Origin of the sequence: Curtobacterium citri (genome assembly GCF_030362955.1) — a bacterium.
GTDB lineage: Bacteria > Actinomycetota > Actinomycetes > Actinomycetales > Microbacteriaceae > Curtobacterium > Curtobacterium citri.
Window position 1 is genome coordinate 106196 of record NZ_JAUCML010000008.1, and the last position, 14795, is coordinate 120990.

Annotated in this window: 15 protein-coding genes; 5 read left to right on the forward strand and 10 right to left on the reverse strand. The window is 72.8% G+C overall.

Annotated features, from left to right (window positions below):
• The first annotated feature begins 110 nt into the window (after positions 1-110).
• Entirely contained in the window at positions 111-1037 is a 927-nt protein-coding gene (locus tag QUG92_RS12755) for an SDR family oxidoreductase (protein WP_411469362.1), read from the forward strand.
• Positions 1038-1117: 80 nt separating this feature from the next.
• Here the strand turns inward: QUG92_RS12755 and QUG92_RS12760 are convergent, their stop codons facing one another.
• Positions 1118-1435, reverse strand: a complete 318-nt coding sequence (locus tag QUG92_RS12760) for a hypothetical protein (RefSeq protein WP_069711893.1) — start codon at positions 1433-1435, stop codon at positions 1118-1120.
• A gap of 152 nt (positions 1436-1587) precedes the next feature.
• On the opposite strand from QUG92_RS12760, the gene QUG92_RS12765 reads away from it, so the two are divergent.
• Positions 1588-2265 carry a TetR/AcrR family transcriptional regulator gene (locus tag QUG92_RS12765; protein WP_069711894.1) on the forward strand — a complete coding sequence of 226 codons (678 nt, stop codon included), beginning with the start codon at positions 1588-1590 and terminating at the stop codon, positions 2263-2265.
• A 76-nt stretch (positions 2266-2341) separates the two neighbouring features.
• Positions 2342-2536 (forward strand): DUF2795 domain-containing protein, encoded by a 195-nt coding sequence (locus QUG92_RS12770; RefSeq protein ID WP_069711895.1) that lies wholly within the window; start codon positions 2342-2344, stop codon positions 2534-2536.
• Between the two features lie 123 nt (positions 2537-2659).
• On the opposite strand, the gene QUG92_RS12775 is transcribed toward QUG92_RS12770, so the two are convergent.
• The 3 genes from QUG92_RS12775 to QUG92_RS12785 form a co-directional block, all read right to left on the reverse strand.
• The gene (locus QUG92_RS12775) at positions 2660-4168 is read right to left on the reverse strand and encodes a threonine/serine exporter family protein (protein ID WP_182046880.1); all 1509 of its coding nucleotides are present in this window, start codon (positions 4166-4168) and stop codon (positions 2660-2662) included.
• 73 nt (positions 4169-4241) lie between these two features.
• The gene (locus QUG92_RS12780) at positions 4242-4493 is read right to left on the reverse strand and encodes a hypothetical protein (protein WP_182046879.1); all 252 of its coding nucleotides are present in this window, start codon (positions 4491-4493) and stop codon (positions 4242-4244) included.
• A 78-nt stretch (positions 4494-4571) separates the two neighbouring features.
• Positions 4572-5015, reverse strand: coding sequence for an OsmC family protein (locus tag QUG92_RS12785; protein WP_069711898.1), 444 nt, complete (start codon positions 5013-5015; stop codon positions 4572-4574).
• Between the two features lie 122 nt (positions 5016-5137).
• Here QUG92_RS12785 and QUG92_RS12790 point away from each other — a divergent pair, with 122 nt between their 5' ends.
• Positions 5138-5752 carry a DUF805 domain-containing protein gene (locus QUG92_RS12790; RefSeq protein ID WP_289459321.1) on the forward strand — a complete coding sequence of 205 codons (615 nt, stop codon included), beginning with the start codon at positions 5138-5140 and terminating at the stop codon, positions 5750-5752.
• Between the two features lie 40 nt (positions 5753-5792).
• Positions 5793-6836 carry an NAD(P)-dependent alcohol dehydrogenase gene (locus tag QUG92_RS12795; RefSeq protein WP_289459322.1) on the forward strand — a complete coding sequence of 348 codons (1044 nt, stop codon included), beginning with the start codon at positions 5793-5795 and terminating at the stop codon, positions 6834-6836.
• A gap of 114 nt (positions 6837-6950) precedes the next feature.
• Here QUG92_RS12795 and QUG92_RS12800 read toward each other — a convergent pair whose 3' ends face one another.
• From QUG92_RS12800 to QUG92_RS12825, 6 genes are read right to left on the reverse strand one after another with little or no spacing between them, the layout of a single operon-like run.
• Positions 6951-7652 (reverse strand): GntR family transcriptional regulator, encoded by a 702-nt coding sequence (locus QUG92_RS12800; RefSeq protein ID WP_259346172.1) that lies wholly within the window; start codon positions 7650-7652, stop codon positions 6951-6953.
• Between the two features lie 13 nt (positions 7653-7665).
• The gene (locus tag QUG92_RS12805) at positions 7666-9330 is read right to left on the reverse strand and encodes a dipeptide ABC transporter ATP-binding protein (RefSeq protein WP_434533051.1); all 1665 of its coding nucleotides are present in this window, start codon (positions 9328-9330) and stop codon (positions 7666-7668) included.
• On the reverse strand, positions 9314-11212 hold the full coding sequence (locus tag QUG92_RS12810) for a gamma-glutamyltransferase family protein (protein WP_259346171.1): 1899 nt from the start codon (positions 11210-11212) through the stop codon (positions 9314-9316). Before QUG92_RS12810 ends, QUG92_RS12805 begins: the two co-directional genes overlap by 17 nt.
• A 38-nt stretch (positions 11213-11250) precedes the next feature.
• Positions 11251-12123 carry an ABC transporter permease gene (locus QUG92_RS12815; RefSeq protein WP_289459323.1) on the reverse strand — a complete coding sequence of 291 codons (873 nt, stop codon included), beginning with the start codon at positions 12121-12123 and terminating at the stop codon, positions 11251-11253.
• On the reverse strand, positions 12120-13073 hold the full coding sequence (locus QUG92_RS12820) for an ABC transporter permease (RefSeq protein WP_182046875.1): 954 nt from the start codon (positions 13071-13073) through the stop codon (positions 12120-12122). Before QUG92_RS12820 ends, QUG92_RS12815 begins: the two co-directional genes overlap by 4 nt.
• Entirely contained in the window at positions 13070-14728 is a 1659-nt protein-coding gene (locus QUG92_RS12825; protein WP_289459324.1) for an ABC transporter substrate-binding protein, read from the reverse strand. Before QUG92_RS12825 ends, QUG92_RS12820 begins: the two co-directional genes overlap by 4 nt.
• Between the last annotated feature and the right edge of the window lie 67 nt (positions 14729-14795).

Below are 14795 nucleotides of genomic sequence, written 5' to 3' on the forward strand. Positions count from 1 at the left end.
ATCGCAGCCCGGTCGTCACGTGTTCGTGACCTCGGGGACACGTCAGGACGGCACCGCGGGGGACACCCGGCTGGACGGCGGGAACGAACGGGGTGCGTACCGTCCAGGCCATGACGGAGCAGCAGAACGACCAGGGCGGCATCGACCAGTACACGATGCAGGACCCCACGAAGATGTACGCCGACAAGAAGCCCGACGAGCAGTACCTGCCGGGTGCCGGTACCGACGAGGAGATGGCGGAGAACGTCCCCGCGGACCACGGTGAGGACACCTACCGCGGCTCGGGTCGCCTGACCGGCCGCAAGGCACTCGTCACCGGTGGCGACTCCGGCATCGGTGCCGCCGTGGCGATCGCCTACGCCCGCGAGGGCGCCGACGTCGCGATCGTCTACCTCCCCGAGGAGCAGGAGGACGCCGACCGCATCGTCGGGCTCATCGAGGCCGCCGGCCGCACGGCCGTCGCGATCCCGGGTGACATCAAGGACCTCGCGTTCTGCGAGCAGGCCGTCCAGCAGGCCGTCGACGGCCTCGGCGGGCTCGACATCCTCGTGAACAACGCCGGCAAGCAGCAGAACGTCGACGACATCACGAAGATCTCCGACGAGGAGTTCGACGAGACCTTCAAGACGAACGCGTACGCCACGTTCCGCATCACGAAGGCCGCGGTCCCGCACCTGCAGCCCGGCTCGACGATCATCAACACGACGTCCATCCAGGCCTACGCGCCGTCCCCGCACCTCGTGCACTACGCCGCCACCAAGGCGACCGTGAACAACATGGCGAAGGGCCTCGCCGCGCAGCTCGCGCCGAAGGGCATCCGCGTCAACGCCGTCGCGCCGGGGCCGATCTGGACCCCGCTGCAGCCGGCCGGTGGCCAGCCGCCGGAGGCGCTGCCGTCCGCGGGCGAGGAGACCTACCTCGGCCGCTGGGGCCAGCCCGCCGAGCTCGCGCCGGCGTTCGTGTTCCTGGCGAGCGGCGAGTCGTCCTACGTGGTCGGTGAGACCCTCCACGTCGACGGCGGCATGCCGACCCCGTGAGCCGGGTCGCCTGACGCGCGCACGCCGCAGACGGACGGGAGGCACGGTGCCAGCTGGCACCGTGCCTCCCGTCCGTCGTCTCAGCAGGCGACGGACCGCGCCATCCGCTCGAGCAGCTCCCGCGCCGACATGGCTGCGGTGAGCTCGACCTCGACCGGGTTGATCCCGACCGCGCGCTCGAAGGCCCGCCGCCGGGCCTGGTCGGCGACGGGGACCTCCGGGCGCTGCGGCAACCCGGCGATCGCCCGAGCCGCGGCGTCGAAGGCGCCCTCGGGCGCGCCGAGTTGCTGCCACATCGTCCGGACGTCGTGCGCGACCTGTTCGTCGTCGCCGCCGAACTCGTAGCCCGCCGACGCCATGGTGGCGAGTCCCTGTGCGATGGGGTCCTCCGGGTGCATCCCGGCATGGTCGCACGGAACCCCGACGAGGTGCTGCGGGGACGGTCGTTGTCCCCCGACATGCTGACACCCGGACCGGGGCTGCTGTGTCCCCCGTGTCTGCGGTTTGATGGGGGAGCGGACAGGACGTCCGCAGCACGACGGAGGGCACGATGCTCGAACACACCAGTGCGGACACGCAGGCGGCAGCCGCCGCGGCCGCCACCCTGCACCTGCGGATCACGATCGTCGGGGCGACCGTCGACCTGCTGCGTGACGTGCCCTTCCACGAGGCGCACGCCGGCATGGTCGCCGACCGGATGGACATCACCGTCGACGAGCTGCACCAGCACTTCCCCTCGTGGGACGGTCTCGTGCTCGCGGCCCTCGACCGGTGGAACGGCAACCGGATGGACGAGGTCACCCGCGAGGTCGGCGGCGGCCCCACGGTCGACCTGCTCCGGGCGATCGTGGCCTCGAACGCCGAGGACCCGGCGCTCATGCGGCTCCTCGTCGCCCTGCTGTCCGTCGCCGGGAACCCCGCGCACCCGATGGCCACGTACCTGCGCTCGCGCTACCAGCTCTTCACGTCGCAGATCCGTCGCGGCCTCGAGCACGACATCGCCGTCGGACGGGCGCCCCACACGATGGACCCGCGCCGGGGTGCCGAGCAGCTCATCGCGCTCTACGAGGGGCTGCAGCTGCAGGCCATGCTCCGCTCGGACCTCGACCTCGTGCCCGCCTTCGACCGTGCGGTGGCGCGGCTCGAGCGCGGGTGGATGGAGCGGTACGAGCCGCAGGCCGCAGCCCGCTTCTCGCGGTGGAGCGACGGCGGCAGCTGGGAGATCTGAGCCGGGGGACGCACTCGCCCGGCCGGTGCGCAGGACCTCCGGCGTACTGCTGGACGCTCCGAGCGAAGGAGCCGACATGGCAGCACCGAACCCGATCCAGGTCCAGAAGTACCTCAGCGGCATCGACTACCCCGCGTCGAAGGACGACATCGTCGCGACCGCCGAGAAGGAGAGCGCACCGGACGACGTCCTCGAGGCCCTCAAGGGCATCCCGGACGGCGACTACGACGCGCCGACCGCGGTGACGAAGGCCGTCTCCGACGCGAACTGACCCGCGGAGCCCCGCGCCCTGTGGGGCGCGAGCGATCCGAGACTCGGGCTGAGCGACGTTCCTCGTGCCGATCCGGCCGAGGGCGGTCGCCCAGCCCGAGTCTCGTGTCCGGTCCTTCGGCCGCTAGCGCGGGCGGTGTCCGCGCGGGACGGTGCCGTTGCCCGGGTCGTAGCCGGTCCCGCGCAGCACCGGGATCGCGGTCGTGTCGTTGTGGACCGAGTGCACCGTGACCCGCCGTGCCCGCCGCAGTGCCCGTCGGGCCCCCGGGGTCGCGACGAGGCCGCCGAGCACGAGCCCCGCGCCGATCCCCAGGGCGACGGACACGGCCGCCACGAAGTCGAGCGCGGCACCGGACGAGCCGGACATGAAGTTGAGCAGGGCGTTCGACACGGCGACACCGGGCAGCAGGGCACCGCAGAACGCCGGCACCGCGATCGCCGCCACCGCCGTCCGCATCCGCGCCGCCGCGATGGTGGACAGGACGCCGAGCAGCACCGACGCCACGAAGGTCGCCCCGAGGAGCGGCATGCCGAGGTGCCGGAGCTCCCACAGGAACGCACCCGCCGCGACCGAGAAGACCACCGCCACGGGGATGACCCGCGCGCTCGCCTGCTGCACGAAGCAGTTCGCCGCCGCGGACACGACGGTCAGCGACAGCGACGCCCAGAGCGGCAGCGGGCGCAGGACGATCCCGGTCGGGTCGACCTCGATGCTGAGCCAGTGCAGCACCGCGATGCCGGCCGGGACACCGACCACGATCGCGGCGATCACGAGCACGATGTAGAACGCCCGGGCCACCGCCATCGACCGGAACCCGGAGATCGCGTCCTGGGCCCAGGTGACGAGGGACACGTGCGGCAGGAGCAGGACGACCAGGGCCGCCACCATGGTCGCCGCACCGGTCGCCGTGAGCACGTCGCCCCAGATGGCCAGCGTGCCGAGTGCCGAGGCGACCGCCGCCTGGGCGCCGGAGACGAAGAACTGCGGGAAGCCCCGCCCGGTCAGCCAGCGGCCCGACACGATGATGCCGAGCATGAGCACGAACGCGCCGACACCCGCGCGCCAGCCGCCGCCGGCCTGCATCGCGATCGAGGTGCCGAGCACGGACAGCCCGACGTCGGCGAGCCACGTCGGCCACCGTGGCGGCATCCGGAGCACCGCGACCAGGGCGCTCACCGCGCTGGTCATGTCCCGGACGCCGTGCACGAGGTCGTCCACGATCTGGTTCGCCCGTGCCAGGCGGTCGAGGTCGGAGCCGTCGGACTGCACCGTGCGGACCTTCACCAGCGGTGGGTGGTCGGACGGGGCGTACTGGATCGTCACCGAGCTGCCCGAGAAGTCGAGGTCGAGCGGGGCGAGGTTCCACTTCGTCGACACGGCGACGACGGCGGTCTCGACGCTGCGGGTGTCCGCGCCCGAGGCCAGCATCACCTCGGCCAGGTCGAGGCAGAAGTCGACGATCTGCACGGGCGAGTACTGCTCGCGCGACCGGGTGTCGGGGGTCACGTCCTCGTAGATCGTGCCGCGGAGCCGCGCTCGGGCGTCGCGGATGTCGTGCTGTGCGAGGTTGCGGACGCCTGGCCGCGGGGGGCGTCCGGGCCGTGGGACACCCGGGAGGAACTGCTCGGCCATCCGTCCATGGTGCCAGCCGCTCGGCCGTGATCCCGGACGTCGGCTGGACGCGTCCGGTGGTCGTCCCGAGCGGTCAGCGGCGGCGGACGCTGAGCCGGCCGCCGGCGAACGCGGCGACCACGGCGCCGACCAGCACGAGGACCGGGCCGACGACGAGCTGCCACGGACGCGTGCCCGGGACGAAGGCGTCGTGGGACAGTGGTGCGTACGCGAACCAGCCGAACGAGGGCGCCGGGGCGGTCACGACGAGCAGGACGCCGACGACGGCCACGAGGACCCCCGTCCACAGGACGACGTGGGTCGGTGTGCGGAAGGGGCGGCGCATGTGCCCACGGTACCGACGGACGGCCGGGAGGCGCGGTGCCAGCCGGCACCGCGCCTCCCGTCCGTCTGCTGGTGACGACTACTGCTCGAAGGTCGCCTTGAGCTCGATGTCGACGCCGGTGAGGGCCTTCGAGACCGGGCAGGTGGCCTTGGCCTCGTCGGCGGCCTTGAGGAAGGCGGCCTCGTCGATGCCGGAGACCTCGCCGTTGACGGTGAGGGTGATGCCGGTCAGCTTGAAGCCGCCGTTGTCCTTGTCCGGGCCGAGCGAGACGTCGGCCTTGACGTCGAGGGCCTCGACGGTGCCGCCGGCCTCGCCGAGGATCGCGGAGAACTGCATCGCGTAGCAGGCCGAGTGGGCTGCGGCGATGAGCTCCTCGGGGCTGGTGGCGCCGCCGGCCTCGTCGGCCGCGCGCTTCGGGAAGGAGACGTCGTAGGTGCCGACCTTGGAGCTGGACAGTTCGACCTGGCCGGAACCGTCGTTGAGGCCGCCGTTCCAGGCGGTGCGTGCGGTGCGCGTGGGCATGGCCGCTCCTTTCGTGTGGGGGTCCGGCCCGCTGCGGGCCGACGTGTCGTAGTCAATCGGAGAACGCTCGTTCTCGCAACCGGCTCACGGGGAAGACGCAGGTCTGCCCTACGATCGGGCACGTGGGGGACAGGGGCGAGGTGCTCGACCAGGGGCCGGTCGACGTCGGGGCGCGCCCGGTCGTCGCGTGGCTGCGGTTCTGGACGCAGGGGTGGCGCTTCCACGGGCGGGCGAGCCGTTCCGAGTACTGGTGGGTCCTGCTCCTCGAGGCCCCCGTGGCGCTCGGCGTCTGGTGGCTCCTGCAGCGCGCCGGTCTCGCGTCGCACTGGACGCTCTCGGCCGACCCGTTCGGGATCGTCCCGGCGCCGCAGGTGACGTTCCGGCTGGTGTCCTCGGAGCACTCGTGGTGGGGGATCGGAGCGGGCCGCGACGTCCGTCCGTCCGGGTGGGACCTCGCCGTGCTGGCCGGGCTCGCGCTGACGTTCGTCCCGCGGTGGTCCCTGCTCGTCCGGCGACTGCACGACCGCGACCACAGCGGGGCGTGGATCCTGCTCATGGTGTGCCTCGGGCCGTTCGGCGCGCTCGTGCTCGCCGTGATGGTGCTGCGGTCGTCGCGGCCGAACGGGGCGCGGTTCGACCGGGGGTTGTTCGCGGGGCGGAGGGATGCTCCCTGGTCGTCGACAGCGGTGTCCGCGCCTGCGCCGGAGCCTCCATCCGAGCAACACGTGTCGTCCTGAGCGACGGGCGTAGTCTGGATCACGTCGAAGGAGGACACCCATGCACGCCGTCGTGTTCGAGCAGTACCAGACGTTCCCCGTCCTGACCGAGGTCGAGAAGCCCGTCCCGGGCCCGGGGGAGGTGCTCCTCAGGGTCGCCGGCGCAGGAGCCTGCCACTCCGACGTCGCCGTCTACCGCGAGTTCCGGGAGGGGCAGCCGGGCGCGCAGGTCCCCGGGTTCGTGCTCGGCCACGAGAACTCCGGCTGGGTCGAGGCCGTCGGTGACGGCGTCTCCGGGTTCACCGAGGGCGACGCGTACCTCGTGTACGGGCCGGTCGGCTGTGGGCACTGCTCGTACTGCTCGAAGGGGCAGGACACCTACTGCGAGAACGCCGCGACGAACCCGTACGCGGCCATCGGCCTCGGGCGTGACGGGGGCATGGCGGAGTACGTCACGGTCCCGGCGCGCAACCTCGTGCCGCTCGGTGACGCCGACCCGATCGCGGCGGCCCCGCTCAGCGACGCGGCCCTGACGCCGTACCACGCGATCAAGGCCGCGCTGCCGAACCTGGCCGGCGGCGGTCGACACGTGCTCGTCGTGGGTCTCGGAGGGCTCGGACAGATCGCGGTGCAGATCCTCACGGCGCTCACCGGCGCCACGGTCATCGCGACCGACACCAAGCAGGACGCCATGGAGCGGGCGGCTGCCCGTGGCGCGGTCACCGTGCCCGCGGGGCCCGACCAGGCCGCTGCGATCCGCGAGCTCACCGGCGGGAAGGGCGTCGACGCGGCGTTCGACTTCGTGGGCGCGACGCCGACGATCGCGACGGCGAAGGCCTCGATGGCGATCGGCGGTCGGCTCACGGTCGTCGGGATCGCCGGTGGGACCGTCGAGTGGAACTTCTTCTCGACGCCGTACGAGTCGACGATCACGAACACCTACTGGGGCACGATCGAGGACCTGCACGAGGTCGTCGCGATGTACCGGGCGGGGCAGATCGAGCCCGACGTCGAGCGGTTCGCACTGCGCGACGCGCTCGAGGCCTACCGGAAGCTCGAGGCCGGCGAGCTGTCCGGTCGCGCGGTGGTCGTCCCGACGCTGTAGCGGCGGGCGGCGGGGCGGCGCGGCTGCCCGAGGCTCGGCTGGGCGGACACTTTCGCGGCCACCGGGCCACGAAAGTGTCCGCGGGCGCGAGCCTCGGCCGCGCGGGCCGGCGCGTCAGACCGCGGGGCCGGCCTCGCGCAGGGCGTCGGCCTGCTCGGGGGAGGAGCGGGCCGCGTAGCCGATGCGGCTCTCGCGCACGTGCCACGCCATGCGCTCGGCGGCCCCGTCCACGTCGCCCGCGTCGATCGCGGCGAGGATGCGCCGGTGGTCGGGCCAGAGCCGCTTGCCGCGCGAGAAGGTGTCGAGCGCGTAGAGCCACTCGATCTTCCGCGAGAGCTGCCGGAGCAGGGTCGCGAGCGTGGCGCTGCCGGACAGCTCGGCGACGAGCAGGTGGAAGCGCTCGTTCAGGTCGACGAGCTGGTCGAGGTCCTCGCGCTCGACGGCGGCGTCGCCCGCGTCGAGGACGGCGCCGAGCTCCCGGCGGACCCGCCACCAGTCCTCGGGCGGGGTCGCCTGGTCGAACAGGGTGCGGGCGCGGGTGGCGGCACGGCGGGCCGTCGCGGTCTCGAGCGACTCGCGCACCGCGAACAGGTCGTCGGCCTCGTCGAACGGGATGTCGGCGATCCGGGAGCCGACGTTCGGACGGGACACGACGAAGCCCTCGCCCTCGAGCCCGCGCAGCGCCTCGCGCACCGGGACCCGCGAGACGCCGTAGCGGTCGGCGAGGAACGCCTCGGTCACCCGGGTCCCCGGCTGGAGCACGCCGGCGACGATGTCGAGGCGGATGGCGTCGATGACACTCGTCCCGTTCAGCACGGTGCCGATCGTCTCACGCGGCCGCCTCGGCGAGACGCTTCCCGGGGATGGCGTCGAGCAGGTCCTTCGTGTACTGCTCCTGCGGGTCGTCGAACACCGCCGCGACACTGCCCCGTTCGACCACCTCGCCGCGACGCATCACGACGACGTCGTCCGCGATCCGGCGGACCACCCCGAGGTCGTGCGTGATGAACAGGTAGCTCAGGCCGAGCCGGTCCTGCAGGTCGTCGAGCAGCGTCAGGATCTGCTCCTGCACCAGGACGTCGAGCGCCGAGACCGCCTCGTCGAGGATGATGAGCTCCGGCTCGAGCGCCAGCGCCCGGGCGATCGCCACGCGCTGCCGCTGCCCGCCGGACAGCTCGTTCGGGCGGAGCTGCGCCACGGACCGGGGCAGCGCGACCTGGTCGAGCAGCGTCGCCACCCGCTCGGTGCGCGAGGCCCGGTCGCCGATCCCGAACACCCGGAGCGGCTCGTCGATGATCCGCTCGATCGTCGAGGTCGGGTCGAGCGAGCCGTAGGGGTCCTGGAACACGGGCTGCACCCGCCGTCGGACGTCCCGCCGCTCCCGACCCCGCGCACTGCCGATCGACAGCCCGTCGACGAGGGCACTGCCCGAGGTGGGCGTCTCGAGACCGAGCACGACGCGGGCGACGGTCGTCTTGCCGGAACCGGACTCGCCGACGACGGCGGTCGTCGTGCCGCGGCGGACCGTGAAGGACACCCCGTCCGCGGCGCGGAGCGTGCCGGCACCGCGTCCACGGAGCTTGTACTCCTTCACCAGGTCGGTCACGACGAGGATCGGCTCGCCGGCCGCGACCGGCTCCGGTGCGACCCCGGACAGCGCGGGCGCCGCCGCGATGAGCCGCTTCGTGTACTCGTGCTGCGGGTCGCGGAGGATCGCCTCGGGCGCGCCCTGCTCGACGATCTCGCCGTCGAGCATCACGACGACGCGGTCGGTCCGGTCCGCGGCGACGCCGAGGTCGTGCGTCACGAACAGCAGCGTCGTTCCGTGCTGGTCCACCAGGGTCTGCAGGTGGTCGAGGATCTGCCGCTGCACCGTCACGTCGAGCGCGCTCGTGGGCTCGTCGGCGATGAGCAGCTCCGGCTGCCGGGCGAGGGCCACCGCGATGAGGATGCGCTGCCGCATGCCGCCGGAGAACTCGTGCGGGTACTGGTCGGCCCGTCGCCCTGCTTCGGGGATGCCGGCCTCCGTCATCAGGGCGATCACCCGTTCGCGGAGCGCCGCGCGTCCGCGCAGCCCGCCGGCCCGCAGGGCGTCCGCGATCTGTGCAGCCACCCGCATCGAGGGGTTGAGGTTCGTCGACGGGTCCTGCGGCACCAGTCCGATCCGTCCGCCCCGGACGCGGCGCATGAGCGGTTCGTCGGCGTGGGCGATGTCGTCGTCGCCGAGCCGGATGTCCCCGCCGGTGATGTGGCCGGCACCGGGCAGGAGCCGCAGCAGCGCGGCGATGAGCGTCGACTTGCCGGAGCCCGACTGCCCGACGATCGCGACGCGCTCGCCGCGGCGGACGTCGAGGTCGATGCCGTGCAGCACCTCGCGGTCGCCGAACGCGACCCGCAGGTCGCGCACGGACAGCAGGTGGTCGGCTCCGGTGTCGGACGGGAGGCGCGGCTCGGCCCCGGTGGTGGTGGTCACGTTCTCAGCGTCCTGCGGCATAGCCCTGTGCTCCTCGCGGGTTGGCGGCGGCGCCCAGGACGCCGGTGTCGGGGTCGCGCGTCACGCACGACAGGCGGCCGAGCGACCAGTCGCCGGCGCGGGTGACGACGTGGCCGAGCTCCTCGAGCCCGGTGATGACGTCGTCGCCCAGTCGGTCCTCGACGACGAGGCCGCCGGGGGTCCAGGTGCGGGGCCAGAACGACCCCGGGAACGACGTCGTGTGCAGAGCGGGGGCGTCGATCGCCTGCTGCGGGGACCACCCGCCGACGATCGTGCGCAGCAGGTAGAGCAGCTGCCACTGGTCCTGCTGGTCGCCGCCCGGTGACCCCATCGCCACGACCGGTTCGCCGTCCCGCAGGACGAGCGTCGGGGTGAGCGTCGTGCGGGGGCGGGCGCCGGGGGTGAGGGTCGTCGCCGTGCCCTCCTCGAGCCAGGTCATCTGCAGGCGGGTGCCGAGGCAGAACCCGAGCTCGGGGATCGTCGGGGACGACTGCAGCCACCCGCCGGACGGCGTGGCGCTGACGATGTTGCCCCAGCGGTCGACGACGTCGATGTGGCACGTGTCGCCCCGGGTCTCGCCGGTCTCCATCACGATCGGCTCGCCGCGGTCCTCGTGGTCGGGTGCGTCCTCGGCGGGTGCGGCCACGGCCTGACCGCGTGCTCCCGGGACCGTGGGCTCCCCGACGCCGGCGACCGGTCCGCCGCGGGGCGTGTACGACTCGCGGAGCGGCGGCAGCGCCCCGCCGGGCACCGAGACCGTCCCCGGGCGGAGCTCGTGCGAGGCGCGGTCGCCGATGAGCGCCCGCCGCTCGGCGGAGTAGGCGTCGGACAGCAGCTCGTCCATCGGGACGTCGCCGTCGCCGTAGTACGCCTCGCGGTCGGCGAGCGCGAGCTTCTGCGCCTCGGCGATCGTGTGCGCGCCGAGGACCGTCGAGGGGTCGAGCCGCTCGTCGTCGAGCGGTTCGAGCAGCCGGAGGGTCTGCAGGAGCGCCGGGCCCTGACCCCACGGTCCGGTCTTGGCGATGGTGTGCCCGCGGAACTCCGCGGTCGTCGCGGGTTCGGTCGTCGCCCGGAACGCCGCCATGTCCGACGCCCGGATCACGCCCGCGTGGTCGGTGCCCGACGCGTGCCGGTGCGGGTCGCGCACGAAGCGGTCGACGGCCTCGGCGACGGAGCCCTCGGCCCACTCGGTGCGGGCGGCCTCGATGCGCGCGACGCGCGCGTCGCCGTCGTCCCCGTCGACACCGGACCCGGCCTGCACGAGCCGCTCCAGCACGGCGGCCCACGCCTCGTTGCGCACCATGGTCCCGGGGACCGGCACCGAGCCTCCCGGCAGCCACCGCTCGGCGGAGGACGGCCAGTGCTCCCGGAACAGGTCCTGGACCGTCGCGATCGTGGCGACCACCCGGGGTGCGACGGGGTGGCCGTCACGGGCGTAGCCGACGGCGGGGGCGAGCACGTCGGCGAGCTCCCAGGTGCCGCGCTCCGCGAGGAGCAGGAACCAGGCGTCGACGGCGCCCGGGACGGCGGCCGCGAGGGCACCCGATCCGGGCACCAGGTCGAGCCCCTCGGCACGGTAGTGCTCCGGCGTCGCTCCCGCGGGGGCGGGGCCCTGACCGACCAGGACGGTCGGGGTCTTCCCCTCGGCGGTCGCGTACACGGCGGTCATGTCGCCGCCCGGACCGTTGAGGTGCGGCTCGACGACGTGCAGGACGAAGGCTCCCGCGACGGCGGCGTCGAAGGCATTGCCGCCGCGCTCCAGGACCGACTGCGCCGTCGCGGTGGCGATCCAGTGCGTCGATGCGGCCATGCCGAAGGTGCCCTGCAGGTCCGGCCGGGTGGTCTCGGTCGGCGGTGCGGTGAAGGCGGGGTTGGTGCTCATGGTGCTGGTGCTCCTCAGCGGTGTTCTCGGCGGTGTTCTCAGCGGTCCGAGGCGGTGGGGTCGAGGGCGTCGCGCAGGGCGTCGCCGAACAGGTTGAAGCCGAGGCAGATGACCGCGATCGCGATGCCCGGCACGACGGCGGCCCACGGGGCCTGGCCCAGGTACTGCTGCGCGTCCGAGAGCATGATGCCGAGGCTCGCCGTCGGCGGTTGGATGCCGAGGCCGAGGAAGGAGAGCAGGGCCTCGCCGATGACCGCGACCGGCATGATCACGGTCGCCTGCACGATGATCGCGGAGACGCAGTTCGGCAGCACGTGCTGCAGGATGATCCGCGCGCCGCCGGCGTCGAGGGTCTTCGCGCTCGTCACGAAGTCGGCGCTGGTGATCCGGAGCGTCTCGCCGCGGACGATGCGGATCATCGCCGGGACGTGCGAGATGCCGATCGCGATGACGGCGTTCGTCAGGCTCGGACCGCTGATCGCCGCCAGGCCCACCGCGAGGATGAGGAACGGGAACGCGAGCGCGACGTCGGTCAGGCGGCTGATGATCGCGTCGAGCCAGCGCCAGTACCCGGCGAGCAGGCCGAGCGGGGTGCCGACCACGACCGCGAGGAGCACCGACAGCACGCCCACGACGAGCGAGACCTGGATGCCGTAGAGCGTCCGGGAGAGGATGTCGCGACCGAGGTCGTCGGTGCCGAACCCGAAGCCGACGGTGAAGGGCACCTGGAACGGCAGGTCGAAGTGGGTCGCCGTCGGGTCGTGCGGGGCGACCAGCGGCGCCGTGATCCCGGCGAGCACGACGACCGCGAGCATGATGCCGCCGGTCATGCCGAGCCGGTTCGTCCGGACCTGCTTCCAGATCCGGCCGCGACTCGAGCCGAGGTCGAAGGGGGCGGTGATGGTGGTCATGCGGTTCCTCCGACGCGGATCTTCGGGTTGATGACGGAGTACAGGACGTCGACGGCGAAGTTGATGAGGACGTAGCCGAGGGTGATGACGAGCACGACGGCCTGGATGACCGGGTAGTCACGGGTGAAGACGGCGTCGAGCGTGAGCTTGCCGAAGCCCGGCAGCGCGAAGATGCGCTCCGTGACGACGGCGCCGGAGATCAGGCCACCGAGCTGCAGGCCGACGATGGTCACGACGACGATCATCGAGTTCCGCAACCCGTACCGGAACAGCACCCGCGGACGGCTCAGGCCCTTCGCGCGTGCCGTCCGGACGAAGTCGGTCTTCATCGTCTCGATCATCGACGCCCGGGTCTGCCGCATGATCACGGCGGCGAGCGAGGTGCCGAGGATGAGGGCCGGGAGCGTCAGGTGGTGCAGGGCGCCGACCGGGTCGCTCGTCACCGGCACGTAGCCGGACGCCGGGAACCAGCCGAGGCCGGCGGCGAGCCACACGATCGCGAGGATGCCGAGCCAGAAGTTCGGCACGCTCAGGCCCACGAGCGCGGCGGCGTTCGCCATCCACTCGGGCCAGCGGCCGCGGTAGCGCTCGGCGAGGGTGCCGAGGGCGACCCCCACGACGACCGCGACGACGATCGCGTAGAGCGCGAGCCACAGCGTGACCGGCAGGGTCGCGCCGAGGAGCTCGGTGACGGGCGTGCCCGTCCGGGTGGACTGGCCGAGGTCGCCCTGCAGCGCGTTGACCACGAAGCGCCAGTACTGCACGAGCAGGGAGTCGTCGAGGCCGAGGTCGGCGCGGACGGCGGCGAGCCGTTCGGGGCTCGCCTCCTCGCCCGCCAGGGCCAGCGCGGGGTCGCCCGGCAGCTGCCGGACCCCGAAGAACACCACGATCGAGGCGAGGACGAGCGTGAGCGCCGCCTGCCAGAGCCGGGTCAGGACGTACCGGATCACTTGTCGCCGCCTTCCACGAACGCCGCCTGGCTGAGTCGGACCACGCCGTCGGCGTAGGTGGAGACACCGGCGACGTCCGTGCTGACGCCGGTGATGCTGCGGGTCCGGTAGAGGTAGATGATCGGGTCGTCCTGCTGCACCTTCGTGACGAGCTGGCCGTACAGGTCGGCGCGCTCCTGCTGGTCGGTGGCCTGCGCCGCCCGGCTGATCAGGTCGTCGACCTCGGGGTCGCTGTACCCGGGGTAGTTGTTGCCGCCGCCCGTGCCGAGGAACGAACCGATGTTGCCGTGCGGGTCGACGCGGCCCGACCACCCGAGCTGCAACGCCTGGAAGTCGCCGCGCGTCTGGTCGTCGAGCAGGGTCGTGTACTCGACCGGGGTGATCGTGATCGCGAAGCCGCCGGCGCGGGCCTGCGCCTGCAGGGCCTGGGCGAACCGGACCGTGTCGGGGGTGTTCGTCACCTCCATCTCGATCGGGAAGGGCTGCTCGACGCCGGCCTCCTCCAGGAGCTCCTTTGCCCGCTCCGGGTCGTACGCCGGGCACGCCTTGCTCGCGTCGGTCGCGAAGGCACTCGTGTCCGGGATCGGGGAGCACGCGACGTCCGCCCAGCCGCGGAAGACGCTCTGCACGAGCTCGCCGCGGTTGATCGACATCGACAGGGCCTGGCGGACCTTCCGCTGGGTGGCGAGCGGGGTGTCGAGGGGCTTCGGATCGGTGCCGACGCCGTCCTGGTTCGCGAGGTTGATCGTGATGCCCTGGTAGCCGAGTGATCCGGTGCGCAGGACCTCGAGGTCCTTCCGCTTCATCAGCTCGTCGACGTCCTGCGTCGAGATCGTGTCCGCGACCTGGACGTCCCCGGACTTCAGGTTCTGCGCGCGGATGCTCGCGTCGGTGATGATCCGGTACGTGATGCGGTCGAAGTGCGCGCTCGCCGGGTCGTGGTACATCGGGTCGCGCTCGACGGTGATCGACGTCTGCGGCACCCGCTCGACGAACTTGTACGGGCCGACGCAGACCGGGGCGTCGCCGAAGCCGTCGCCCTCCTGCTCGAGGGCGGTCGGCGACATGACCATGCCGGCCCGGTCAGCGAGCGCCGCGGTGATCGGGGCGAACGGCGTGCTGTAGTGCAGGCGGACCGTGTGGTCGTCGACCGCCTCGATGCCCGTGACGGGACCCATCTCGCTCTTCCGGCTCGAGTCGTCCTTCGTCAGGTTCCGCTCGAGCGTCGTCACGACGGCGGCCGCGTCGAAGGGCGTGCCGTCGGCGAAGCGGTAGCCGGTGTGGACCGGGAACGTGACGGTCTTCCCGCCGTCGGAGACCGTCGGCAGCTCGGTCGCGAGCATCGGGACCACCGTGCCCTCGGCATCGATGTCGTAGAGCTTCTGGCACATCGTCTCCATGACGTACCGGGTGTAGAGCGACGACGACGTGGTCGGGTCGAGCCGGTCCGGTTCGGCGGAGAGCGCCATCACGAGGTCACCGCCCTCGCGGACCTGGCGGTCGCCGACCGCGACGGTGGTGACGGTGCCGGCCGTGGCGCCGCCGGCCTTCGAGCGTTGGACCGGGACGCACGCCGTGAGGGCGAGCGTGGCGGCCAGGGCGACGGCGGGCAGCGCGAGCAGTGTCCGGCGGCGTCGAGCGGGGGAGTTGGACATCGTGTTCCTGGAGCGTGCGGTGTGCGTGGCGGCTCTTGTGGAGCCGCGCTCAGGAGTGCGGTGATTG

Coding starts and splice junctions, on each gene's coding strand:
- QUG92_RS12755 (WP_411469362.1), top strand. CDS start 111: ATGACGGAGCAGCAGAACGACCAGGGCGGCATCGACCAGTACACGATG.
- QUG92_RS12760 (WP_069711893.1), bottom strand. CDS start 1,435: ATGCACCCGGAGGACCCCATCGCACAGGGACTCGCCACCATGGCGTCG.
- QUG92_RS12765 (WP_069711894.1), top strand. CDS start 1,588: ATGCTCGAACACACCAGTGCGGACACGCAGGCGGCAGCCGCCGCGGCC.
- QUG92_RS12770 (WP_069711895.1), top strand. CDS start 2,342: ATGGCAGCACCGAACCCGATCCAGGTCCAGAAGTACCTCAGCGGCATC.
- QUG92_RS12775 (WP_182046880.1), bottom strand. CDS start 4,168: ATGGCCGAGCAGTTCCTCCCGGGTGTCCCACGGCCCGGACGCCCCCCG.
- QUG92_RS12780 (WP_182046879.1), bottom strand. CDS start 4,493: ATGCGCCGCCCCTTCCGCACACCGACCCACGTCGTCCTGTGGACGGGG.
- QUG92_RS12785 (WP_069711898.1), bottom strand. CDS start 5,015: ATGCCCACGCGCACCGCACGCACCGCCTGGAACGGCGGCCTCAACGAC.
- QUG92_RS12795 (WP_289459322.1), top strand. CDS start 5,793: ATGCACGCCGTCGTGTTCGAGCAGTACCAGACGTTCCCCGTCCTGACC.
- QUG92_RS12805 (WP_434533051.1), bottom strand. CDS start 9,330: ATGCCGCAGGACGCTGAGAACGTGACCACCACCACCGGGGCCGAGCCG.
- QUG92_RS12810 (WP_259346171.1), bottom strand. CDS start 11,212: ATGAGCACCAACCCCGCCTTCACCGCACCGCCGACCGAGACCACCCGG.
- QUG92_RS12815 (WP_289459323.1), bottom strand. CDS start 12,123: ATGACCACCATCACCGCCCCCTTCGACCTCGGCTCGAGTCGCGGCCGG.
- QUG92_RS12825 (WP_289459324.1), bottom strand. CDS start 14,728: ATGTCCAACTCCCCCGCTCGACGCCGCCGGACACTGCTCGCGCTGCCC.